This is a genomic window from Halobellus inordinatus (genome assembly GCF_024464655.1).
In the GTDB taxonomy this organism is placed as follows: domain Archaea; phylum Halobacteriota; class Halobacteria; order Halobacteriales; family Haloferacaceae; genus Haloquadratum; species Haloquadratum inordinatus.
This window is the reverse complement of the sequence record NZ_JANHAV010000002.1, coordinates 357,650-379,283: the sequence shown is the minus strand read 5'-3', so window position 1 is coordinate 379,283 and position 21,634 is coordinate 357,650. Positions and strand designations below refer to the sequence as shown.

Here is a 21,634-nt window from a genome sequence, read left to right as displayed (position 1 = left end):
GTTTTAATCGTCCGCGGGTGTGCCGGCGCCCGGACCCTCGATGCCGGGGATTCCTTCGACGCCCATCGACGCCAGTTCGCGCTTGAGCGACTGTTCGTCCTCGATGTTCTGTGAGAGCTCCATCGCCTGCGCGAAGTTCTTCACCAGACCGCAGTTCGGTCCCTCGGGGGTCTCGGAGGGACAGATGCGACCCCACTGGGTCGCGTGCAGGTCACGCGCCTCGAAGTGCGGCTGACTCCGCGAGAGCGGGCTCCGGAGGCGACGCAGGTGCGACAGGACGCCCATATAGTCCGTCCGGTCGACGAGCTGGGAGACGCCCGAGCGGCCGCCGACCCAGTTCCCCGTCGCGATCGGGTGTTCGAGCCGCTCTGTGAGCACGTCCGAACGAACCACGGTGTTGACCGTGAGTTCGCGGTTCCGCATATTGGCCCGTTCGAGCTGGTACTTCACGTCGCGTGCGAGCTTGTTCAGCGCCGTCCGGAAGAGGTCCTTCATCAGGTCGCCGGAGACTTTCAGGCGCTTGTTGGCGTAGTGGTCCTTGTCGTCGGATTCGCGGCGGTTGAGCGCGAGCTCGAAGCACGCCTCGGCCATCCGACAGAGGTAGTACGCCTTGTTGATGCGGACGTCTTCGTCGTCGACGCCGTCCTCGTGCAGGTGCGGCAGGAGGTAGCGGTCGATGACGTAGTTGGCCCGCTTCAGCTGGTAGTTCTTGCCCTGGCCGCCGGCGACGCGCTTGCCGAGTTTCTCGATCGCTTCCTGCTCGGTCTGGACTTCCGCTTCCTCCAGATTTTCGAGCATAAACTTCACGATCTCGGGGTCGTCGGAGACGCGGTGGACGATCTCCTCGTCGGATTCGAGCCCGAGCGCGCGGACGAGCGTCACGAAGTTCACGCTCCCGGAGACAGACGGGAAGGAGACTTCGAGCAGCCCTTCGCGGTTGCGCTCACAGAGGACGAGCGCGCGGTAGCCACGGCGCTGGGAGAACGTCTTTGCGACCTGGATCTCGTCGCCGTACTTGCTGTCGTACTCCGCGAGGATCTTGTTCGGCGCGAGGTCCTCGGAGGTCATCAGAACGCGCTCGGAGCCGTTGACGATGAAGTAGCCGCCGGGATCGACGGGGTCCTCGCCGATCTCGATCAGTTCTTCCTCAGAGAGGCCGGCGATGTTACACTTCGTCGAGCCGACCATGATGGGCATCCGGCCCACCTTGGTCTCGGTGGTGTCGACGACGACTTCCTCTTCTTCTTCGCCGCCGCGGACGATGGACATCTCCATAAACACCGGCGCGGCGTAGGTGATGTTCCGGAGGCGGGCTTCCTGCGGGAAGAGCAGTTCCTCGGAGCCGTCGGCCTCGCGGACACGCGGGGTCTCGACGCGGACGTCACCGAGTTCGACGAAGACGGGCTCTTCGCCCTCCTTGTCGCCGATGTCGGTTTCGATTCGTTCCTTCTCCGTGACGACGTCCTGCATCCCCCGCTCGAGGAAGTTGTTGAACGAGCGGAAGTGGTGTTCTGCGAGCCGTTCCTCCGAGAAGTACTCACGCGAGACGACGCGTCGGTCCTGTCGATTCATTCGATCACCAGTCGGTAGGAGACCGCTTTGTCTGTAGTTCGAGAGTCGCGGACGATCTTGACGACGTCGCCGATCTCGGCGTCATCCGGGAGCGCCGGGTCCTTCCGTTTGATCTTCGGAAGATCGGCGCGTTCGACGTCGTACTGCGTCAACATCGACTCGATCTCCTCCTCATCGATGAGCGTGTGCTCTGGGACGAGTTCGTGTTGGCTTACGTCTACCATATCTGGGTGTGATGGGTGGTGGTTGGGGAAGAAGTTCTCACGGGATACTACAGCCCGGTTCGTCTGGGAACCATTTAACCCTTGCCAACTCCGGATCAGAGAAGCACGGCTCACCGCCACGAGTACCCTCAGCACTCGTGTTGCATTGACACACGAGGGTGTCAAATAAATGTGTTCCGGCGATCGGTACCGTCCGTCGGATCCGGCCGCGAGTTTATGCCGGATGCCGCGGCCAGCGCCCGTATGACGTAGCGTCAGCCCCGCGTCGGGCAGCGGTCGTTCGGCACGTCGACGCGGGACCGCAGCAGTGCCGACTGTTCGCCCTCACGTACCAGTGCAGGAGTGGTATACTGTCGGACAGCAGTTCGTGAATCATGTTGGCACCCACGGGGTGCCGATTATTTTCACATCGTTCTGTCCGACAGTATATCTGTGGCCGCGAGCGCGCCGCTATTCGACGACGAGACTCGTCCGTTCGTCGACGGCGTCGGCCTCTTCGAAGTCGCCGCCACCGAGGAGGCCGCGAGCGGCGCGTTTTCCCCACTCGACGGCGGGCTGGGTGAACGTCGAGACCGCCGCGAGCTCACCGTAGAGCACGCACGCCGCTTCCATCTCGTAGAGCAGCGCACCGAGCGATCGCTCGTCGACGGCGTCGATCTCGACACGGACTGCCGGGACGCCCGACGCCGCGAGGCTCGCCTCGGTCGCTTCGAACTCGGCGTCGAGGAGGTCGCCGAGCGAGGATCCGCCGAGGTACGAGAGCCCGTCGAGATCCGTCTTCGGGATGTCGCGGTCGGGCCGCTCGCGCGGGCGAACGAGCGTCACGAGTTTGTCTCGCGGGCCGGCGCGGTACAGTTGGAGCTGTGAGTGCTGGTCGGTCGCGCCGAGCGCGCGGGCCGGAGTCTGACCCAGCCCGTCCTTGCCGAGACTCTCGGCCCAGAGCTGTGCGAACCACTCGGCGAACGTCTCTAAGCGCTCGGCGTACGGCATCATCGCGTTCGTCACCGCGCCGCGCTGTGCGAGCGCGTACGTCGTCGCGCCGTAGGCGTACGCGGGCGTCTCGAAAAGCGATCCCGAGAGCCCGTCCGCGGCGTCGGCCGCACCAGCGCGGATCGCGTCGAGATCGTGGCCCTGGATCGCCGCGACGGCGAGCCCGACCGTCGAGAGCGCCGAGAAGCGGCCGGGGACACCGTCCGGAACCGCGAGCGACGGGAGATCGTGCTGTTCCGCGAGCGAGCGGAGGTTCCCCGACTCGCCCGTCGTAACGAACGTGCGCTCGGTCCAGTCGACACCGGCGTCGGTCATCGCCTCGCGGACGACGAGGAAGTTCGCGAGCGTCTCGGCCGTCGTCCCCGAGCGAGAAACGACGTTCACGACCGTCCGATCGAGGGAAAGCGAGTCGAGCAGCCGCGAGACGTGCTCGGGGTCGACGTTGTCCAAGAAGTACGCGTCGGGGTCCTCGGGACCGGCGAGGGCGTCCGCGAACGTCGCTGCGCCGAGTGCACTCCCGCCGATCCCGACCGTGAGCACCGCCTCGGTGTCGTCGAAGGGATCGACCGCTGTTCTGATGGCGTCGAGATCGACCGTCGATGGAAGATTCAACGCTTCGTAGCCGTGCTCGTGGTCGTCGCGACCGGCTTCGATCCGCTCGTGAGCCGTCGCCACCTGTTCGTCGAGTCGCTCCAGCGACGCCCGAGAGACGCCGGGCGTCGCGTCGAGAGTACTGCCGAGGTCGACGTGCATACGTCTCCAACGACCGCCCCCGACGAAAAAGCGGTCGATCCCTCGAAGCGGCGGTCACTCGGTGCAGTCGGCGAGGCGGCTCGGCGGGACCGGTTCGTTCAAACCGCTCCGAGTCCAATCGAGAGCCGATGGCATCCGGTTACGACGGCGTCTTCGGGGCGTTCCCCTACGCGTTCCGTTCGAGCGAGTCGCGACTGTTCAAACTCTACGTCGTCGCGAGCGCACTCGCCGTCGGCCTCATCGCGTTGCTCGTCGGCATCGCTCTCGTCGTGCTGATCGGTGAAACCGCCGCTGTTCAGGGTGGATCGCTCACGCTCTCGCGGTCGTTCTACGTCGTCATCGGCCTGCTGGTCATCCTCCCGGCTGTCGCGCCGGTCCTGCTCGTCGCCCGACGACGGCGCAAGAACGTCGATTCGTCCGGTCGCCACGAGGCTGCGCTTGCGGTGGCCGGCTTCTGCTTCCTGCTCTCGCTGTATCTCGGCCTCGTCGCGTCGATGCCGGAGACGTTCGTCATCGACGGCGAGACGGTGACGCGGCCAGCGCCGAGCGGTCTTTTCGTGCCGGTGATCGTGGGCCTGTACGCGATTCCGGCCGCGCTCTCGTGGGTCGTGCCGCTCGCGGGTGCAGGGCTCGTCGCCGCCGCGCACCGGCTCTTCGGGTGACGAAACCCGCAAGTGCGCCGGGCGTCTACCCAGTGGCAATGACAGACGCCGATCAGGCTGGGGAGACAGACCGAATCGAGGGGACGTTCCTCGTGACTGCGGCCGAAGACGCTTCGGCCGTGCTCAAGAACGTCGAAACCGGGCAGGTACACACGCTCTCGTCGAATCCGGGCGTCGAGTGCGACGACGTCGTCGAGGGCGTCGTCGCCCCCGATCCGCCGATGAACGTCTCCTATCAGCTCATCGAAACGACGTCGAGGCGGTCGCTATCGGTCGAACGGAGCGACGAACCGCCGACCACACACTCGAAAGAGCTCGCTGCGTCGCAGGACGTCGGCGACCTCACGCGGGAGCCGCGGGCCGGCAAGGGCGAGATCCACGTGATAACTGTTCCCGAGGATGACACCGGAACAGCCGCCGACGACGTCCTCGAAGACGAAGAGCAGTTGCTCTCGCGGGCGGCGCGCCTCGACGTCAATCGGGTGGAAGTTCGGTCGTCGCCCGGCGTGCTCTCGGTGCGGTATATGCCGTAGCGACGGTGTTGCGGGCCTGTGCGTGCGTCGTCCCGCGTAGGCGATCATAAGAAGGCTTATTCGGCGGGGCTCTCCACCGGCATCTATGGTCGAGTTTACGGTACCGGAGGTCGACTACACCCGGTACACGAACCGCCAGTTGGCGGCGATCCCGCTCGCTGTCCTGGTGGTCGCACTCCTCATCATCGCGGGCTGGTACGTGATGACTGGTTCGCCGGTGAACCAGGGTATCGCGTTCACAGGGGGTACCGAAGTCCAAGTCGCTATCGACGGGCCGCAGTCGGCGGCCGAAGAACAGATCAGACAGGCGTTCTCGGCCGAGCCCGAGACCATCCGTTCGGTCCCGGCGCAGAACGTCTACGTCATCACCTTCCAATCGGAGGCGGGCTCGGTAGGCGCAGCCGAGTTAGAACGCCAGGCGCAAGATGCGGGGCTGGACGTCCGGTCCGTCTCGTCGGTGTCTGCGAGCTTCGGCTCTAATACGCAGGTCCTCGCGCTCGGCGGACTCGGCGTCGCTTTCCTCGGAATGAGCGTGCTCGTCTTCGCGATGTTCCGCGTGTTCGTGCCCTCTATCGCAGTCGTCATCTCCGCGTTCTCGGACATCGTCATTCCACTGGCGCTGATGAACGTCCTCGGGATCGAACTCTCGCTCGGGACCGTCGCGGCGCTCCTGATGCTCATCGGGTACTCCGTCGACTCCGACATCCTGCTGAACAACCACATCCTCCGCCGTTCGGGTGACTTCTACGAGTCGACCTACCGGGCGATGCGGACCGGTGTGACGATGACGCTAACGTCGATCACAGCGATGATCGTGATGACGATCACGGCGACGCTGTTCGGCATTCAGCTGCTAGCAGCCATCGGGACGGTGCTCGTCTTCGGACTCGCCGCGGACCTGATGAACACGTACCTGCTGAATCTGAGTCTCCTCCGCTGGTACAAGTTCAGGGGGGTGGCCCGCTGATGGTCGACGTACGCGAGAACTGGCGCGTCGCCCTCCTCGTCGTGTTCATCCTGATCGCCGGATTCGCGCTCCTCTCGCCGACGCTCGCAGCGGACGACGGGACCGCCGGCTCCGACGTCGCGGCCACGAGTAGCGTGACGAACCTTCAGTACGGCCTCGAGCTCTCCGGCGGGACGCGTGTGCGGGCGCCGCTCGTCGGCGTCACCGCCGAGGACGTCTCGTTCGGCACAGACAGCACCCGGGCGGTCGAACAGGCCGTGGCTGACGAACTCGAAAACGCCGGCCCCGCCGACGTCATCGCCCGCACGGGCGTGCCGGCCGGACAGCAGTCGAGTGCGCAGGCGCAGTCGGAGACGACGACGACCGTCGAGGTGACTGCCGAGAACGTCACTACCGACGAACTGACAGCTGCACTCGATGCGACCGGCTACGCGACCGAAGAGACGGAGGTTCGCGACGGTGTCACCGACGCGACTCGGCAGGAAGTCGTCCGCATCCTCCAGAACAAGATCAACGAGGCGGGGCTCTCGGGTGGGACCGTCCAGCAGGTCACGACCGCCCAGGGCGAGAACTACGTGCTCGTCGAGGTTCCGAACCAGGACGCCTCGTCGGTCCGCGAACTCGTCAGCGAGCGCGGGACAGTCGTGATCGAAGCGTACTACCCCACCGGAAACGGGAGCTACGCCCGCGACGTCGTGCTGCAGCAAGAGGACTTCCAGAGCATCGGTACCGCACAGGAGGGTCGGAACGGCGGCGCGTACGTCCCCGTGACGGTCTCCGAGCCGGTCGCCCCAGAGTTCCAGCAGTCGATGATTGACACCGGCCTCGCCCAGCAGGGCGGGACGCGGTGTGTCTACCAGCAGGACCGGAACAACACCGAACCGTGTCTCCTCCTGGTCGTCAACGATGAGGTGACGAACGCCTTCGGGATGAGTCCGGGGCTCGCAGACAGCCTCCGTAGTGGCGCGTGGGAACAGGACCCCGTCTTCCAACTGCAGACGACGAACGTCTCGGAGGCGCAGGACGTCGCGATCAACCTCCGCGCCGGTGCGCTCCCGGCACAGCTGGACTTCTCCCAGGACAGCGGTGGGACGGTCTCGTACATCTCACCGAGCCAGGGGGCAGACTTCCGCATCAACTCGCTCATTACCGGAATCATCGCGGTGCTCGCCGTCAGCGGCGTGGTCTTCGTCCGCTACAGCGACGTGCGCGTCGCCGCGCCGATGGTCGTGACCGCGCTCTCGGAGGTCGTGATCCTGCTCGGGTTCGCCGCAGGGATCGGCTACCCGCTCGATCTCTCGGTCATCGCCGGGTTCATCGCCGTCATCGGGACCGGGGTCGACGACCTCATCATCATCGCCGACGAGGTGATGGCCGAAGGCGAGATCAACTCCCGCCGCGTCTTCCAGTCGCGCTTCCGCAAGGCGTTCTGGGTGATCGGCGCGGCGGCGGCGACGACGATCATCGCGATGTCGCCGCTGGCGATCCTCTCGCTCGGCGACCTCCAGGGCTTCGCCATCTTCACCATCCTCGGCGTCCTCGTCGGGGTTCTCATCACCCGCCCGGCGTACGGCGACATCCTGCGATCGCTGACGACGATCGATCGCTGAACGCTATCAGCCCGGCGCAGTGCCGCCTTCTCGCAGTTTCGATCCACTGTTTCACGCGTCGTCAGTCACACGCGCCGTCCGCGTTTCGAAACCGCTTCACCCTGTCGCATCCTCGTTCGTGAGGCAGTCGAGTCTCACCCTACAAGAATAGGCGACTGTTTAAATACGAAACCGGGACAACCGAAGACTGCAGCAGGCGACGACCGACGCCGCGTACATCGGATCAACGACCACGACGACACCTCCACGATGGCAACCGACTCACACCTCCCTGACGTCGACGCCGCGGACGCTGAGCACGACGACCCCGCTGACGACGCCGAGACGGCCTGGCGAATCCGAGCGTACGTCGCCCGCGTCGAGGCCTACGACGACGCGCCTGACGAGTGTACGATCTATCCTGAGGACGCCGACGCCGACGAACTGCCGACGACCTGGGTCTCCGCCGAATCGGGTTCGTACGTCTCACTCGAAGCGATGCGGTAGCTCTGGATCAAATACGCCCGCCGCCGGTCAGAACTCCGAGAGTCCCGACTGCTCCGCAGCGGCAAGCACGTCGGCAGACGTCGACCACGACGCCCGTGCGCAGTCGGGCAGTTCGCCCGTTTCCGCGACGAAGTCACGCAAGAAGGCCCGCGTCGTCTGGTCGCTCGGATAGCCGCTTCCGATCGGCCCGTAGTCGGCGTACGCTGCGTCGAGGGCCTCGATCGCCGCGTCGCGACGGACTTTCGCGACGACGGAAGCGGCCGCGACGATCGGGTACTCGGCGTCGGCACCGTGTTCTGCCTGTACGTCGACGGTCGGTCCAGCCGGTTCGGCCGCGACGCCCTCACGGACCCGACGCGCGAACCGCGACTCGCTGACGTCGCCGGCGTCGGTGGTGACGGCGTCGCCGTCGCGAGCGACGGCAGCGATCGCTTCGGCGTGTGCGTCGACCGTCAGCGAGTTCATATCAGTCTCGGGGTCGTCGATGCGGTCGGTCGAGACGATGGCGACGCCGACAGCGACGTCCTTGCGGGCGCGAAGCGTCTCGGCGATCTCCTCTCTCGTCGCCGGCGAGAGTCGTTTCGAGTCGTCGACCTCGTCGGGGATCCCGTCGGGCGGCGCGCGCACGGCCGCGGCGACCATCGGTCCGAGAACGGGACCCTTGCCGGCCTCGTCGCTGCCGATCGCGATCGCGTCGCCGCCGGGAGTCTGACCTGCGGGCGGCATCGCTCAGTCGTCCGCGGCGTCGGCTCCGTCGCCGGACGCCTCAGCCTCCGGTTCGTCGGTGTCGGCGTCACCGTCGCCCGCGGTCTCCTCGCGGAAGTACGCCTCGTCTTCGAACGCCTCGTCCTCGCCGTAGACGCCGACGACGTCGAGCGCGGTCACCTCGGCGTCGACGCCGAGCAGACCCGCGAGGCTGGGGTTCGTTCGGCCCTCGTCGCCGGAGACGAGTTCCTTGATGTAGAGGCCGCCCGCGCCGTGGATCTCGACCGTCGCGTGGGTGTCGTCGTCGAGGTCGCCACTCGTCTCGTAGACCTCGCGTTTCCGGGTCAGGCTCGCCCGGCGGTGGTCAACGCGGTGGGGCGTGTACTGCTCGATCGTCGCACCGTCGAGCTCCTCGAGTGCGGCCGCCAGGTCGTCGGCGTCGACCGCGTCGCCGAACGCGACTTCGGCGCGGTAGCGCTTGGACGCGTCCAGGCCCTTGACGCGCTCAACCATCTCGTAGTCGGCCAGTCGGAGTCCCTCGACCTCGACGCGACCCTCTGCGAAGGCGTTGATGTCGCCCTCCAGTCGGTCGGTGTCGACGTGGCGACGACGGGGTTCCATCACCTCGATGACGAACGGGCGGCCGGTGCCGAGCATCCGCGCGTCGACGTCCTCGCGGCCAGCGCCGTGGAACTTCGCGTCGGTGCCGTCCATCACGTCGCGGACGACTGGAGCCGTGAGGCCCTCGACGCTGTCCTGATAGAGGTAGCCCGTGCCGTCGCACTTCTCGCAGGGCTGTTTGCCGACGTAGCCGGAACCGTCGCAGGCGTTACACGGCCACTCGGTCTGGGGGATGTCGCGTTCGAGTTTTCGGTAGCGGCCGTAGACGAACGCCGAGTGGACGTCGACCTCGACGCGGTCGGCTTCCAGATCCAGCGTAAACTGCACGTCCGGCCGCCCGAAGTCGACCGCCGTGTCGGTGAGCCGGCCCACGCGCTTGCCCACTTCGCGGTTGAACTCCGATTTGAACAGTTCGCCCGAGTCCTCCTCGAGACCAGCGCCCTCGCGGAAGAGCAGTTCGTTCTCCTCGACGAGCGGCGGCGTGCGCGTGCCGACCTGATAGGTGTCGAACTCGACGTCCTCGACGGCGGCCGCACAGCGCTCGGCCCACTCGTCGAACTCGTCACACAGGCCTTCACACACCCAGCAGTCGGCGGTGTCGACCGATTCGTAGGGTTCGTCGTCGTCGAGCGCGGCGGCGATACGGAGGCTCGACCCCCGTTCGTCGTTCGTCAGCCCGTGGCTCCGATCGGCGAAGACCCGGCCCAGGCAGGCGTCACAGACCGGTTCCTGCGCATCGAGCGCGCGGGCGTCGGCGAGAATGCTCATAGACGTAGAAAAGGCGGCTATCGCTTCTGTCTTGTCCTTTCGGCGCTGGGACGGTGGTCCCGACGACGCCCCGACAGTTTCGGGCTCGTCAGACAGCATTCGGACTCCTCAGACGACGCCTGCAACGCCCGCGACGCGTAACAGCCACCAGACGGTGACAGCCGCGCCCGCCCCCACCGCGAGCACAGCGACGAAGACGGCGGTCCCGAGCGCGACCACGACTCGTCGGTCGCGCGTCTCGCCGCGGGGATCGACCAGTCGCGCTTCGAGCAGGCGGACGTTCCGGTCGTTCGCCCGCCAGAGCACGTCGAAGGCGTCGCCGACGAGCGGGACCGAGCCGAAAACGGCGTCGACGAGGAGGTACAGACACATCCGCGCGAGCGTCGCTCGGGGAGCACCGAGCGCCGCCGCCTCCGCAACCACGTACGCCGAAGCGGCCGTCGCCGGTGCGTCGCCGACAACGGGCAACAGACCCAAGAGCGGGTCGAGACCGACCTTGAGGTTCGTGCCGGGGATTTCGATCGCGCTGTCGAGCAGACGGCTGAGTCGGCGCAGCCGCGCGAGTCGGTCGGCGGTTGCAGGGTCGACATCGCTCTCGATGCCCGCCGCGGGACTGACGATCTCGCCGTCAGCGGCGGATGAGCTGTTCGACGACTCCACAACAAGACGATGACCGGCGACGGGCATCGTTGTTTCGGCGCCGAGGGTTACAGAACGGGAAAGGTAGGCCGAATCCGCTGTCCTTAGGACCGCTCGGAAGAGAGGGTAAGTGAATGGAAGCCGCGATCGAGATACGCGACCTGCGAAAATCCTACGGCGACGTACAGGCGCTCGACGGCGTCGACCTCACCGTCCCAGAGGGATCGTTCTTCGGGCTGCTCGGACCGAACGGCGCGGGCAAGACGACGTTCATCAACATCCTCGTCGGCCTCGTCCGCAAGACGGGCGGCGAGGCGCGCGTGTTCGGCCACGGCGTCGAAGACGACTACCGCGAGGCGCGCGATCACATCGGGCTCGCGCCTCAGGAGTTCAACGTCGATCGCTTCTTCCCGATCCGGGAAGTGCTCGAACACAAAGCCGGCTATCACGGCGTGCCACCCGGGGAAGCCGGCGACCGCGCCGACGAAGTCCTGAAGCGCGTCGGCATCTACGACAAACGCGACACGCGCTTCGATTGGCTCTCGGGCGGGATGAAGCGTCGGTTTATGCTCGCGCGAGCGCTCATCACCGATCCCGATCTGCTCATCCTCGACGAGCCGACCGCCGGCGTCGACGTCCAACTCCGCCACGAGCTCTGGGAGACGATCGTCGACCTGAACCAGCAGGGGACGACGATCCTGCTCACGACGCACTACATCGAGGAGGCCGAACGGCTCTGTGACGAGGTCGCCATCCTCGACTCCGGGCGCGTCGTCGACGTCGCCAGCCCCGAGGAACTGATGGACCGCGGGACCGACGACATCGCCGTGGAACTGCGGCACGCACCGACTGCCGTCCCCGACTTCACGGCGGTCGACGAGCGGGTCGAGAGCGTCGACCTCGACGGCACGCGACTCGTCGTCACCGCACACCAAGGCGGGCTCGTCGCACCGGAGGTCGTCCGGTGTCTCGACGAGCAGGGCCACGAGATCGTCGACTTGGAGATCCAGCGGACGTCGCTCGAAGAGGTCTTCGTCGAGATGACCAGACAAGGCGAGGGCCGCGCGACCGCGGAGGTGTCGCAATGAGCATCGACACGACGGGGTTCGTCTCGCTGCTGCGCCGCGAAGTCCTCCGGTTCGTCCGCCGCCCGCGGAACACCTTCGTCCCCCCGTTCATCACCAACGTGCTGTACTTCTCGGTGTTCGGCGTCATCCTCGGCGAACGCATCGATCAGATCGCCGGTGTCCCGTACATTCTCTTTATTCTCCCCGGCCTGGTCGTCCTCGGTGCGATCTCGAACGCCTTCGAGAACGCCTCGTTCACGATCTTCCACGGCCGCTGGAACCGCTACATCGAGGAGGTGTTGACCTCGCCGCTCTCGTATCGGACGATGGTCAGCGCGTACGTGCTGGCCGCGGCGATCCGGGGTGCGATCGTCGGCGTGCTCATCGCCCTCATCGGTGCGTTCTTCACCTCCGTCGGGGTGGCACGTCCGCTGTATCTCGTCGCGTTCGCGGTCGTCATTACACTGCTTTTCGCCGGGTTCGGCGTCGCCGGCGGCCTCTGGGCCGACGACTTCGACGACCTGACGATGCTGAATCAGTTCATTCTGCGGCCGCTCGTCTTCTTCGGCGGCGTCTTCTACTCGCTGAACGAGTTGCCGGCGACGGTCCAGCAGGTGTCGCTCCTGAATCCGATGATCTACATGGTCAACGGCGTGCGGTTCGGCTTCCTCGGCGTCAGCGAAGTCGACCCGAACGCGTCGCTCGCCGTGCTCGGCACGCTCACCCTCGGCATCATCGTGGCCGACATCGCTCTCTTCCGGCGCGGCTACGGCCTGACCGACTGATACTGCCAGCTGTGACTGGTGTGAGATATCGCAGCATTTGCAACTGATTGCGCACCCGACCGAACGCAGTCGCGATCACGTGCGTGAAGACGTGCAAATGCGACGGTCGTTGTGGCCTCGGCTCGGGTCTCGCTGTTCGCCACGGATCAGAGCCCCTTTGTCGTCGAGGACAGCCCACAGTATGGATATGCTAGCGACGACAGTCGATTACCGGTAGTCGCCCGTTACACGTGGGTGAAATCAGGCTTTTCGTTTCAAGAACCGCTTTACGGAGCCTCGGATATGGTTCCCACGCAGTATGAATAGAGATTCATCCGCGGCGTCGGCGAAGGCGCTATTCGTCGTCGCCATCGTCGCGGCCGTCCTGGTGAGTTCGGTACTCGCCCCCGTTGCCTACGATTATACGACGTCCACGCAGTCTGAGGGAACGGTGTCGGTGATTACGGTCTCCGGCACCATCTCCGCCTCGACGGTGGACGGCATTTCTGAAGACCTCCGAAATGCACGGACGAACGATTCCATCGAAGCGGTCGTTCTCAAGGTCGATAGCGGTGGCGGCTATGTCGCTCCCAGCGAGCGACTGTACCTCGAAGTGTTACGAACAGCAGAACAGATGCCCGTGGTCGCCTCGGTGCAGGGCGTCGGCGCATCCGGCGCGTACTACGGGATGCTCCCGGCCGACGAGATCTTCGTCCTCTCCTCGACAGAGGTCGGTAGTGTCGGTGTGGTCAGTTCCGGCGGCAGCGTCCCCCTCCCCGAGTCGGTCATCCGGACCGGCCCCGACAAGGCGCAACCGACGGCCGACGAGCGTCGACAGACCGTCGAATCGCTCAAACGACAGTTCGTCGGGCGCGTGATGCAACACCGCGGCGACAACATCACGCTCTCCCGCGAGGAGGTCGCCTACGCGAAGACCTACCTCGGACCGAGAGCCGTAGAGAACGGCTACGCCGACCAGATCGGCGCGTTGCCGACGGCGATCGACCACGCGGCCGAGATGGCCGGACTAGAGAACTACGACGTGACGAGACAGGAGCCTCCGCAGTCGCTGGGGCTGGTCCTGCTGACCTCACAAACGGACAACGGAACGATGATCTACAAACGGAGTGCGCAGACGAACGGACTCGTCCCCGTTACGCGGCCGTTGATGGTGGACGAAATCGCCCCCTACAATCCGGAGGTGAACGCCAATGGAAGCGCGTGACCTCACCGGACCCGCAGTCGCGTTCGTCGTCGTCGTCGCGCTCATTGTCGGTGGCGCAGCGGTGCTTCCGATCTTCTCGGGCGGCGACACCCCGGAAGTGTCGAACCTCGCGCAACAGCAGGCCGACCTCGACGCGGCCCGCGTGGCCGCCGCCGACGAGACCGGTGAGATCACGATGGACAGCGACGCCACCGGAAAGACGGTTCTCGTCGACAAGGCACACGGAAACGAGTTCTCCGACGAAAAGCTCTCGACGCTCGTGAACACGCTCGTCGAGAACGGCCACGAAGTCCGGTTCGTGACTCAAGAGCAGGCCCGCGGCTCCGCGTGGAACGAATCGCTCCGGAGCGCGGACGCACTGCTGGTCGCGAACCCGACGCAGGCGTACACACCCGAACAGCTCGCCGGCGTCCGCGCGTTCAACGACGCGGGCGGCCGCGTCCTGTTGCTCTCGGACCCCGCGTCTTCGTCCGGGTCCATACTCAGCATCCTCGGACTCGGAGTCGGGCCCCAGCAACCATCGAGCGGCGGTCCCGGCCTGAGTTCGACGTTCGGCGTCGCCGGACACTCGGGGTACCTGTTCAATATGCACGAGTACCAGCACAACTTCAAGAGCATCTACGCGACCGCCGGAAGCGGATCGCTCTCGCAGGACGTCGATCGCGTCGTGTTCCGCGGGTCGGTCGCCGTCTCGACTGACAGCGGAGAGCGCGCGCTGACGGCGATCGAGCAGACGAAGCTCTCGACGACCCGCCGCGCCGACACGTACGCCGTCGCGGTGCAGTCCGGTGACGTGGCAATGGTCGGGGACACCGACTTTCTCGCACCGACCGACGCGTACACCGCCGACAACGAAGCGTTCATCGGCAACCTGGCCGACTTCCTCGTGAGCGGACAGAAGACGGGCAACGCGCCGACACCGCCGTCGACGGGGTCGGAGAACGGCACAGGACCGACGCTGCCGATGCCGACACTCTGAGGCGGGCCCGCGGACCCGGTTTTTCAGAACGGACGACTCTTGGTGTTCGAGCGGGGAGAACGCCTATGCGACAGTTTCTGATCGTCGGACACGACGCGCCGACGACGCCCGGGTTCTCGCTCGACGACCTCGCCGGCGGCGCGGGACGGCTCGACGTCCTCTGTCGCTGCGTCAACAGCGCGTTCTTCCTCTCACACTCGATCCGCGACGACGTGCGAGTGCACCTGGTACTCGGCGACGAGTTCACCGTGCGGTTCGAGGGGAGCGACCTGCACCGCCTCAATCCCGACGAGCGGAGCACCGCGGCGCTGATTCGCACGGCGCTGGAGCACCGCGAGGACGCGATCGGGCATATGCCCGCCGAGAGCACGCCGGGCGTCTCGATCCGGCAGATGGGCTTCGAGGCGACGCTCGAAGACGTCGCCGGCGACGCAACGGTCGTCGAGCTCCACGAGGACGGCGACCCCGTCGCCGACGTCGAACCGCCGACCAATCCGCTGTTCGTACTCTCGGATCACCACGATTTCACCGAGCGCGAGGCGTCGCTACTGGCCGATGCGGCCGACGAGCGCGTCCGCCTCGGTCCCGAGGTGCTCCACGCCGACCACGCGATCACCGTCGCGCACAACTATCTCGACACCGACGGCTACACCACGTACTGACGGGATGGACGGAGAGTACGGGGGGGAACGGATGAACGGAAATCGGCCGGAACGCGGCCAAGGAGACGAGAAGCAGGGTCGACGGACGACCACAGCACCCGCAGTCGACGAGCGTTTTCGCGTGCCGCTCCGTGGCGTCGCTGTCGACGCCGAGACGCGGTGTGCTCACTGGGACAGCGCCGTCGACGTCGTCGCCCTCCGGTTCGGGTGCTGTGAGAGGTTCCCACCGTGTTACACGTGTCACGCCGAAACTGCCGATCACGACCCCGAGCCGTGGCCTCGGGAGCGCTTCGACGAACCGGCCGTCCTGTGTGGCGTCTGCGGGGTGACGCTGTCGGCGCGGACGTACCTCGACGGCGACGATGCGTGCCCACGCTGCGGAGCGGCGTTCAATCCCGGGTGTCGTCGTCACCGCGACCAGTACTTCGAACAGTGACCGCCCGGGTGGGTGCAGGTGGGGTGTCACAGGGGAATTCGCGTTCGGTTCGGAAGCGTTAAAAGAACGAACGGCAACTATTCGTGTGCGGGCCGGTGGGGTAGCTTGGTATCCTTCGGCCTTCGGGTGGCCGTAACCGCAGTTCGAATCTGCGCCGGCCCACTTCTCCCGCATTTCACACTACTGCGAGCGAAGCGAGCAGTCTGAAACGCGGGCGGAAGTCGTCAAGCAGATTCGAGCAGGGAAGTCGCAGCGCGAACACAGTGAGCGACCGTCTTCCCGTGTTCGATATCTGCGCCGGGCCACTTCTCCCGCATCTTTCCCGGCGAGCGACGCGTAGCGATCACAATTCGATAGCACGCTGTCGAGCGCTGCAGAGGACACCTACCAAGTGGCTAGTGAGAATGTTTATTGGTACCAATACACAATAAAGTAATCTTATGGCCGACGACCAGGAGGGGCAATCGAAAAGCGGAGAGACAGCGGACGCAGACGAGACTCCGTGGCTCGCGGACGATCAGTTCTACCGCGCGCTCGCCTCCACGCGGCGGCGCCGCCTGTTGTCGTTCGTGATCGAGCACTCAGACAGTACCGTCGACGAACTCGCGACCGTGCTCGCCGGGTGGGAGACGACGGAGACAGGCGCGATGGCGACCGTCGAGGACCACGATCGAATCGCCCTCGAACTGGTGCACAGTCACCTCCCGCTGCTCGAAGATCTGGGTCTCGTAGAATACGACGCCGATACCGGAGTCGTGCGCGCCGAGGACGTCGATGCCGCCGTCGAGGACCTGATCACGAGGAGCATCGAGGCCGAGACGTCGCAGTCCTAGCGATGCTCGATGCGATCCTCGAAGCGACAGCACACCCACGAAAGCAGTTCGTCGTCTACCGGGGCGCCGACGAGACGGACCTCGAATCCTGGTTCGCGCGCCACGGCGTCGACGTGACGCATCGAGTGCTCCCGCCCGGTGGGCCAGCCCCCTTTCTCGCCATCAGAGAGGACGGCAAATTTACCGGCGTTCTCCCGGTCGAGAGCGTGGAGGGACTGCTCGAGCCGCCGATCGCCCGGCCGGGGGATCGAAGCGACGTCTCGGCGGGGTATCGCGCGCTGTTCGAGGTACTCGACGAGACGACGTTCGCGACGATGGAGCGCAGCGAACTCCTGGCCGTCTCACGAGAGATCGAGGATCGCGCCCTCCGCGTCGGGCGCGGGACGCTCCGCGTGAGCTTTCAGCAGTTGTCCGCGTTCGAACCACAGGCGGCGACCTATCGGTACCTCGCACGGGAGACGGCCCTCCACATTCACGTCCACGGGGTCGAAGACTGGACGCCGTCGGCGATCGACGGCGTGACCTATCACGGCGACGACGATTCCGAACTCGGCCAGTACTGGACGCTCGCGTTCGACGGCGGTGGCGACGACACACAAGCCTGCGCGCTCCTCGCACGGGAGGAGTCAGACGGGTACCAAGGCTGTTGGACGAACGATCCAGAACGGGTTCAGGAGATCCTTTCGGCGCTCAGAGCGCGCGGCACGTGAACACGGCAGCGTGCAGTGATGAGAAGCTCCCGAGGCAGAGGCTCAGCCAGCCATCAACGGGGTGTCGTCGCCGTAGACGCGCTCCGCAAAGAGCAGGCTGACCAGCGCGAAGATGAGGAGGGCGTACGCACCCGCGGCGATCAAGGCGTCCTGCACCGTCGCGTACTCGCCGGTCCGGAAGATGATGGCCTTCCGGACCATCGCGATGACGCCGGTGTAGATGACCAGTTGCACGATCCGACGCGTCTGGTTCTCTTCGACGTACGCCAGGACCGTCTGATACACCTCGACGATGATCAAGAGCAGGAGCCCCGTGTCGATGAAGCCGATAACGACGAGCGGGTCCGTGATATTGCCGTTCCGGACCGCGTCGGCGATCTGGAGCATCAGATCGACCACGCCGGTCGCAAAGAGGATGGCGAACACCGTCGCGGCAACCATCTCGACGCCGTGGACGAAGCGGTTGAGTACGACGGAGTAGCGCTCGACCGAAAACCGAGAGTCCTCGGTGTCAGTCCGGGTGGTCTCGGAGTCATCGTCGCTGCTCATCGTCGCTGGCGGCCCCCGTTAATCATAGACGCAACTCGCTTCACGTCCGGGAGTGTCCCTTGCTGCCCTATAATTTTCAGGGTATGATAGCAATCAAGTAACTGTTATTTCGGTGGGAGAGCACGCTGCAGAAGGAGTCGCTGTGTCCCGCACGTTACAGCAGGGCCGCGACGATCACCGCACTGTTCCACACCGTGACGACGAAGCCCAGTGCGCACAGGCCCAGCGGTACGCCGATGTTGTGTGGCCGCGGAGTGGCGCGATACAGCCCGTAGAATCCACAGACGACCGCCACCTTGACCGGGACTAGCAGCAACATTCCGTGGGAACTGATGAACCAGGCGGCCACGGGGCTCGCTTCGACGACCGTGTGCATCTGGTACCCGACGAACGTCGTCAGCGAGTCACCGAGGAGGAAGAACACGATCGCTCCCTGCCACCACAGCGGCGTGAGCGACTCCAGCAGTTCGATCGAGGTGTCGGCGTCAGTTCCCATCGTTGCTCCCGTGGGCTATCGTGATCGTTCGGTGCAATACCTAGCGCCCGCGCACTCGGCAGATTCGTATCCGGGCGTCGACGGCGCCCGTCTGACTGGTCGCGGCGGAGGAGAAATGGGGAAAGCGGAGGTAGCGGCGGAATCGCGGGGCGAGTGGCGAGCGGTGAGTCGAGGGCGACGAGATGTGACAGACGTTCGTAAAGTTATGCTGAGTACTGCTAAATGTTTGTACCAGTAACATAATTAGGCCTGACTGCCGCCCGAGTCGGCGCTGGAGCGGGGCTCGGAGCGTCACTCAGAGGAGCAGATACGCAGCACCGTACGCGACACCCGCCAGCGTGAGCGTCGTCAGGCCGACGACGACGCTGACGTACGCCGCATCGACGCGAGCGGGCGCTGATCGATCCGCCGTCGCAGTCGCCTCGGCGTCGGCGCGTTGCAGTCGAGCGCGGGCCGACCGGCCGGCCCAGAGCGCGACGACGATAGCCAGCGGGACGATCGTGAATCCGAGGACGTGTGCGTCCGCGATCGTCGGACGCGGGAGGAGGAACGCGGCCGGGGCGTATCCGACGCCGAGTGCGGCACGGGCGTCGACTGCGCCCCGAAGCCGGACCCCCCCGAGCCGATCGGCGGTCACGCGCGAAAACACCGCGACGCCCGCCCAGACGGTCGCGACCTCCGCGAACAGAACGCCGAGGAGATTCAGCGTCGGATCGGTCGCGAGGACGATCCGCTCGGTGAGAAGCGGCGGTCCGAACGGGGAGAGCAGCGGCGGCGGCGCGGCCAGGAAGACGTCGCCGAACGGATGCGTGAGGAAGCCGACGCCGGCAGCGGCTGTCAGTGCCGTCGACGATAGCGACGTCCGGTCGCCAGCGAACGCAGCGGTGGTTCGACGGCCCGCGAGGGCGCCGACGACGCCGACGACGAGGAGGAAAGCGGCAGCGACGAGTGTCGCAGCCCCCCCGTCAGTGGTGTAAAACGTCGCGAGAAGCGTGATAGCGGCGACGACAGCGACGGCGACGCCCGCGACAGCGGGAATGGAGCTATGTCGGCGAGCGATCGGAGACGGGGGCTCGACATCGTTGGGTCCGGTCGAATCGGTCGGCCGTGCGAGATTCGAGTTCGTCCCGCGTCCGCGTCGAACAGCAACGACAGTCGCGCCGAAGACCAGCGTCCCGACGACGCCGACAGGGAGCGGGTGGGTGACGACGCGGTGGACCCCGTTGGCGACGCCCCAGAACGCCTCCCAGCCGAGCGGCGTGCCGCCTGCGACGGCGGCCGCGTAGGTCGCGACCGCGTAGACGACGTCGAGGTCCGGCAGCAACGCCGCGAGTGCGGCGACGGCTCCGAGCCATAAGGACGCGCGCTCGTCGCCGCCGAGACGGGTGGCACCCAAGCCAGCGAGTGCGAACGCCAGGAACTCGTGGCCGACGAACATCGTGTAGGTTCGCCCTACCCGCGGGACGGAATAGGTCTTCGGATGTATCGATATCGGCCAGGTACATCGACCATAAGTGGGGGACGAGGGGTCCCCACGGCCACACGGACTTTTGTCGTCGAGGACCGAACACAGAGTGTGAACGCGACTGCGATCGACCACGTCAAACTCCACATTCCCGAAGACCGAATCGAGACCGCGCTCGGGTTCTACCGCGACGCGCTCGGCTTCGGTATCGACGGGATGGACCTGTACGAATCGGGGGCAAAGCCGTTCTTCTCGGTACGGCTCGCACCCGGCGCGGTGATCCACCTCCAGCCCAGCGACGGGTTCGAGGAACCGACGAAGGCCGCGTACGATCACGTCGCGATCCGCGTCGACGAGACGATCGACGGGATCGAAGCGACGCTCGACGACGCCGGCATCGAGATCGACCGACGGCTGGACCCCCTGGGCGCGACCGGCGTCGCCCCAGCCGTCTACGTCACGGACCCGTTCGGGTATCAGATCGAGTTGAAAGCCGAGTGGGAGTAGCCGACGCGGGAGCGTAGTCTCCACACCGAGCGGTTTCACACCGAACGGTTTTTCTCGCCGCTCGTGCTTGCCACACGCAGTCGATGCCTCCCAAGGCCCCCTCCGATAGCTCTCTCACGGGACAGCGCGCCGGTGCCGCGCTCGCGGTCGTCGGCGTCGTCCTCTTCGTCTCCTCGCTCGCCGTCGGTGCCGCGCTCGCGCCCAACGTCGGTGCCGCCGGCGACGGCGAGACGCGGCAGACGCTCGTCGGCTCGCAGGGCGGCGGCCCGGGACTCCACGAGAAGGGTTCGGTCTACCTGCTCGACGGCCGCCAGACCGTCTGGCGGGCCGGCGAGACTGACAGCTACTTCGACGTCACGGTGCTGGCGAACGGCAGCGTGATGGCCGGGTTTATGGACAGCGGCTACGACGACTGCGGCCCCTACGAGTCGCCGTGCACCCACACCGGCTTCCGGATCATCGATCCGAACGCCGACAGCGGGGCCGACCCCGAAATCCAGTACGAGTACTCCTTCCCGGTCCGGAGCCGGGCGAACAGCGAGGTCCACGACGTCGAGCGCCTCGACTCGGGCGAGTTCCTCGTCACCGATATGGAGTACGAGCGGATCTTTACGGTGAAAGACGGCGAGATCACCTGGCAGTGGAACGCGAGTTCGCGGTACGACGCGCCCGCTGATCCCACGAAGACCGACTGGCTCCACATCAACGACGTCGATGTCATCTCCGAGGACCGGTATCTCGTCTCCGTCCGCAACGCCCACCAACTGGTGATCGTCGAACGCGGCGAGGGCGTCGTCGAAGTGATCAACGAGGGCGACGGCGAGCCCACGCAGGGCGATCCGACGCTCCTCCGCCAGCAGCACAATCCGCAGTGGCTGGGCAACGGGAGCGTCCTCGTCGCCGACAGCCACAACGACCGCATCGTCGAACTCACGCGCGGCGAGAACGGCGAATGGACGGCCGCGTGGGAAATCTACGCCGCGGAGGGCGTCAACTTCAACTGGCCGCGGGACGCCGATCGGCTCCCCAACGGCAACACGCTGATCACGGACTCGCTGAATCAGCGCGTCGTCGAAGTGAACCGGACGGGCGCGACCGTCTGGAGTTACGAGACGCCGCAGGTGCCCTACGAGGCCGAACGCCTGCCGGCGGGCGAGACGGTCGGGGCGACGTCCTACTCCGATGCAGACGGGGACGAGCCGACGACGATCGGAGACGGCCGCAACGTCCCGGTGCTGTCGTTCCTCCTGATGATCTTCCAGACCGGGCTTCAGACGCCCTTCTGGTTCACCGAGATTCACGTCGCGATCACGCTCGTCTCGCTCGGCTGTGTCCTCGGCGGTGGCGGACTCGTGCTTCGAGACCGGCTCCGCGGCTGACGAGCGAGCGTACGGAGACGATCCGGTCACGC

24 protein-coding genes and 1 tRNA gene are annotated in these 21,634 nt (G+C 65.9%); 16 read left to right on the top strand and 9 right to left on the bottom strand.

Annotation, left to right across the window (positions count from 1 at the left end; translation table 11 throughout):
* Positions 1-3: 3 nt before the first annotated feature.
* The 3 genes from NO347_RS06250 to NO347_RS06240 form a co-directional block, all read right to left on the bottom strand.
* Positions 4-1,572, bottom strand: a complete 1,569-nt coding sequence (locus NO347_RS06250; protein WP_121568533.1) for a DNA-directed RNA polymerase subunit B'' — start codon at positions 1,570-1,572, stop codon at positions 4-6.
* Positions 1,569-1,796, bottom strand: coding sequence for a DNA-directed RNA polymerase subunit H (locus NO347_RS06245; RefSeq protein WP_121568534.1), 228 nt, complete (start codon positions 1,794-1,796; stop codon positions 1,569-1,571). Before NO347_RS06245 ends, NO347_RS06250 begins: the two co-directional genes overlap by 4 nt.
* A gap of 450 nt (positions 1,797-2,246) precedes the next feature.
* Positions 2,247-3,539, bottom strand: coding sequence for a glucose-6-phosphate isomerase (locus NO347_RS06240; protein ID WP_256288769.1), 1,293 nt, complete (start codon positions 3,537-3,539; stop codon positions 2,247-2,249).
* Positions 3,540-3,667: 128 nt separating this feature from the next.
* Here NO347_RS06240 and NO347_RS06235 point away from each other — a divergent pair, with 128 nt between their 5' ends.
* The 5 genes from NO347_RS06235 to NO347_RS06215 all read left to right on the top strand — a co-directional run bounded on the left by NO347_RS06235 (position 3,668) and on the right by NO347_RS06215 (position 7,797).
* Positions 3,668-4,201 carry a DUF8056 family protein gene (locus NO347_RS06235; protein ID WP_256288768.1) on the top strand — a complete coding sequence of 178 codons (534 nt, stop codon included), beginning with the start codon at positions 3,668-3,670 and terminating at the stop codon, positions 4,199-4,201.
* Positions 4,202-4,239: 38 nt separating this feature from the next.
* Positions 4,240-4,734: a DUF5812 family protein gene (locus tag NO347_RS06230; protein ID WP_256288767.1), complete on the top strand. Its 495-nt coding sequence runs from the start codon at positions 4,240-4,242 to the stop codon at positions 4,732-4,734.
* An 85-nt stretch (positions 4,735-4,819) separates the two neighbouring features.
* On the top strand, positions 4,820-5,701 hold the full coding sequence (gene secF / locus NO347_RS06225) for a protein translocase subunit SecF (RefSeq protein WP_256288766.1): 882 nt from the start codon (positions 4,820-4,822) through the stop codon (positions 5,699-5,701).
* The gene (locus tag NO347_RS06220; RefSeq protein ID WP_256288765.1) at positions 5,701-7,311 is read left to right on the top strand and encodes a preprotein translocase subunit SecD; all 1,611 of its coding nucleotides are present in this window, start codon (positions 5,701-5,703) and stop codon (positions 7,309-7,311) included. The genes secF and NO347_RS06220 overlap by 1 nt, the downstream gene beginning before the upstream one ends.
* Before the next feature lie 249 nt (positions 7,312-7,560).
* Entirely contained in the window at positions 7,561-7,797 is a 237-nt protein-coding gene (locus tag NO347_RS06215; protein ID WP_256288764.1) for a DUF7511 domain-containing protein, read from the top strand.
* A 27-nt stretch (positions 7,798-7,824) separates the two neighbouring features.
* Here the strand turns inward: NO347_RS06215 and rnhB are convergent, their stop codons facing one another.
* The 3 genes from rnhB to NO347_RS06200 all read right to left on the bottom strand — a co-directional run bounded on the left by rnhB (position 7,825) and on the right by NO347_RS06200 (position 10,551).
* The gene (gene rnhB, locus NO347_RS06210; RefSeq protein ID WP_256288909.1) at positions 7,825-8,487 is read right to left on the bottom strand and encodes a ribonuclease HII; all 663 of its coding nucleotides are present in this window, start codon (positions 8,485-8,487) and stop codon (positions 7,825-7,827) included.
* Between the two features lie 39 nt (positions 8,488-8,526).
* Positions 8,527-9,891: a tRNA pseudouridine(54/55) synthase Pus10 gene (locus NO347_RS06205; RefSeq protein WP_256288763.1), complete on the bottom strand. Its 1,365-nt coding sequence runs from the start codon at positions 9,889-9,891 to the stop codon at positions 8,527-8,529.
* Positions 9,892-9,999: 108 nt separating this feature from the next.
* Complete coding sequence (locus NO347_RS06200; RefSeq protein WP_256288762.1) at positions 10,000-10,551, bottom strand: DUF4112 domain-containing protein; 552 nt, start codon at positions 10,549-10,551, stop codon at positions 10,000-10,002.
* 113 nt (positions 10,552-10,664) lie between these two features.
* Here NO347_RS06200 and NO347_RS06195 point away from each other — a divergent pair, with 113 nt between their 5' ends.
* From NO347_RS06195 to NO347_RS06155, 9 genes are all read left to right on the top strand, one after another.
* Complete coding sequence (locus tag NO347_RS06195; RefSeq protein WP_256288761.1) at positions 10,665-11,618, top strand: ABC transporter ATP-binding protein; 954 nt, start codon at positions 10,665-10,667, stop codon at positions 11,616-11,618.
* Entirely contained in the window at positions 11,615-12,382 is a 768-nt protein-coding gene (locus tag NO347_RS06190) for an ABC transporter permease (RefSeq protein ID WP_256288760.1), read from the top strand. The genes NO347_RS06195 and NO347_RS06190 overlap by 4 nt, the downstream gene beginning before the upstream one ends.
* 298 nt (positions 12,383-12,680) lie before the next feature.
* Positions 12,681-13,586, top strand: a complete 906-nt coding sequence (locus NO347_RS06185; protein WP_256288759.1) for a S49 family peptidase — start codon at positions 12,681-12,683, stop codon at positions 13,584-13,586.
* A complete protein-coding gene (locus tag NO347_RS06180; protein WP_256288758.1) occupies positions 13,573-14,565 on the top strand; it encodes a GldG family protein in 993 nt (330 codons plus the stop codon). Before NO347_RS06185 ends, NO347_RS06180 begins: the two co-directional genes overlap by 14 nt.
* 65 nt (positions 14,566-14,630) lie before the next feature.
* The gene (gene trmY / locus NO347_RS06175) at positions 14,631-15,227 is read left to right on the top strand and encodes a tRNA (pseudouridine(54)-N(1))-methyltransferase TrmY (protein WP_256288757.1); all 597 of its coding nucleotides are present in this window, start codon (positions 14,631-14,633) and stop codon (positions 15,225-15,227) included.
* A gap of 31 nt (positions 15,228-15,258) precedes the next feature.
* Positions 15,259-15,663 (top strand): CHY zinc finger protein, encoded by a 405-nt coding sequence (locus NO347_RS06170; RefSeq protein ID WP_256288756.1) that lies wholly within the window; start codon positions 15,259-15,261, stop codon positions 15,661-15,663.
* An 89-nt stretch (positions 15,664-15,752) separates the two neighbouring features.
* Positions 15,753-15,825 (top strand) — tRNA-Pro (locus tag NO347_RS06165).
* Between the two features lie 278 nt (positions 15,826-16,103).
* Positions 16,104-16,496, top strand: a complete 393-nt coding sequence (locus tag NO347_RS06160; protein WP_256288755.1) for a DUF7344 domain-containing protein — start codon at positions 16,104-16,106, stop codon at positions 16,494-16,496.
* Positions 16,497-16,498: 2 nt separating this feature from the next.
* The gene (locus tag NO347_RS06155; protein ID WP_256288754.1) at positions 16,499-17,206 is read left to right on the top strand and encodes a DICT sensory domain-containing protein; all 708 of its coding nucleotides are present in this window, start codon (positions 16,499-16,501) and stop codon (positions 17,204-17,206) included.
* A gap of 42 nt (positions 17,207-17,248) precedes the next feature.
* Here NO347_RS06155 and NO347_RS06150 read toward each other — a convergent pair whose 3' ends face one another.
* The 3 genes from NO347_RS06150 to NO347_RS06140 all read right to left on the bottom strand — a co-directional run bounded on the left by NO347_RS06150 (position 17,249) and on the right by NO347_RS06140 (position 19,689).
* Positions 17,249-17,755, bottom strand: coding sequence for a phosphate-starvation-inducible PsiE family protein (locus NO347_RS06150; RefSeq protein WP_256288753.1), 507 nt, complete (start codon positions 17,753-17,755; stop codon positions 17,249-17,251).
* A 154-nt stretch (positions 17,756-17,909) separates the two neighbouring features.
* Positions 17,910-18,251, bottom strand: a complete 342-nt coding sequence (locus tag NO347_RS06145; protein WP_256288752.1) for a DUF5658 family protein — start codon at positions 18,249-18,251, stop codon at positions 17,910-17,912.
* Positions 18,252-18,546: 295 nt separating this feature from the next.
* Positions 18,547-19,689: a metal-dependent hydrolase gene (locus NO347_RS06140; protein WP_256288751.1), complete on the bottom strand. Its 1,143-nt coding sequence runs from the start codon at positions 19,687-19,689 to the stop codon at positions 18,547-18,549.
* A gap of 138 nt (positions 19,690-19,827) precedes the next feature.
* Here NO347_RS06140 and NO347_RS06135 point away from each other — a divergent pair, with 138 nt between their 5' ends.
* Entirely contained in the window at positions 19,828-20,223 is a 396-nt protein-coding gene (locus tag NO347_RS06135; protein WP_256288750.1) for a VOC family protein, read from the top strand.
* 83 nt (positions 20,224-20,306) lie between these two features.
* A complete protein-coding gene (locus NO347_RS06130; RefSeq protein ID WP_256288749.1) occupies positions 20,307-21,602 on the top strand; it encodes an arylsulfotransferase family protein in 1,296 nt (431 codons plus the stop codon).
* Positions 21,603-21,634 lie beyond the last annotated feature (32 nt).

Bases quoted from the DNA above. Each gene is read 5' to 3' on its own strand.
- NO347_RS06130 (WP_256288749.1), top strand. From the start codon at position 20,307: ATGCCTCCCAAGGCCCCCTCCGATAGCTCTCTCACGGGACAGCGCGCC.
- NO347_RS06145 (WP_256288752.1), bottom strand. From the start codon at position 18,251: ATGGGAACTGACGCCGACACCTCGATCGAACTGCTGGAGTCGCTCACG.
- NO347_RS06140 (WP_256288751.1), bottom strand. From the start codon at position 19,689: ATGTTCGTCGGCCACGAGTTCCTGGCGTTCGCACTCGCTGGCTTGGGT.
- NO347_RS06150 (WP_256288753.1), bottom strand. From the start codon at position 17,755: ATGAGCAGCGACGATGACTCCGAGACCACCCGGACTGACACCGAGGAC.
- NO347_RS06250 (WP_121568533.1), bottom strand. From the start codon at position 1,572: ATGAATCGACAGGACCGACGCGTCGTCTCGCGTGAGTACTTCTCGGAG.
- secF (WP_256288766.1), top strand. From the start codon at position 4,820: ATGGTCGAGTTTACGGTACCGGAGGTCGACTACACCCGGTACACGAAC.
- trmY (WP_256288757.1), top strand. From the start codon at position 14,631: ATGCGACAGTTTCTGATCGTCGGACACGACGCGCCGACGACGCCCGGG.
- NO347_RS06240 (WP_256288769.1), bottom strand. From the start codon at position 3,539: ATGCACGTCGACCTCGGCAGTACTCTCGACGCGACGCCCGGCGTCTCT.
- NO347_RS06155 (WP_256288754.1), top strand. From the start codon at position 16,499: ATGCTCGATGCGATCCTCGAAGCGACAGCACACCCACGAAAGCAGTTC.
- NO347_RS06235 (WP_256288768.1), top strand. From the start codon at position 3,668: ATGGCATCCGGTTACGACGGCGTCTTCGGGGCGTTCCCCTACGCGTTC.
- NO347_RS06245 (WP_121568534.1), bottom strand. From the start codon at position 1,796: ATGGTAGACGTAAGCCAACACGAACTCGTCCCAGAGCACACGCTCATC.
- NO347_RS06205 (WP_256288763.1), bottom strand. From the start codon at position 9,891: ATGAGCATTCTCGCCGACGCCCGCGCGCTCGATGCGCAGGAACCGGTC.
- NO347_RS06185 (WP_256288759.1), top strand. From the start codon at position 12,681: ATGAATAGAGATTCATCCGCGGCGTCGGCGAAGGCGCTATTCGTCGTC.
- NO347_RS06180 (WP_256288758.1), top strand. From the start codon at position 13,573: ATGGAAGCGCGTGACCTCACCGGACCCGCAGTCGCGTTCGTCGTCGTC.
- NO347_RS06230 (WP_256288767.1), top strand. From the start codon at position 4,240: ATGACAGACGCCGATCAGGCTGGGGAGACAGACCGAATCGAGGGGACG.
- NO347_RS06190 (WP_256288760.1), top strand. From the start codon at position 11,615: ATGAGCATCGACACGACGGGGTTCGTCTCGCTGCTGCGCCGCGAAGTC.
- NO347_RS06160 (WP_256288755.1), top strand. From the start codon at position 16,104: ATGGCCGACGACCAGGAGGGGCAATCGAAAAGCGGAGAGACAGCGGAC.
- NO347_RS06195 (WP_256288761.1), top strand. From the start codon at position 10,665: ATGGAAGCCGCGATCGAGATACGCGACCTGCGAAAATCCTACGGCGAC.
- NO347_RS06170 (WP_256288756.1), top strand. From the start codon at position 15,259: ATGAACGGAAATCGGCCGGAACGCGGCCAAGGAGACGAGAAGCAGGGT.
- NO347_RS06215 (WP_256288764.1), top strand. From the start codon at position 7,561: ATGGCAACCGACTCACACCTCCCTGACGTCGACGCCGCGGACGCTGAG.
- NO347_RS06220 (WP_256288765.1), top strand. From the start codon at position 5,701: ATGGTCGACGTACGCGAGAACTGGCGCGTCGCCCTCCTCGTCGTGTTC.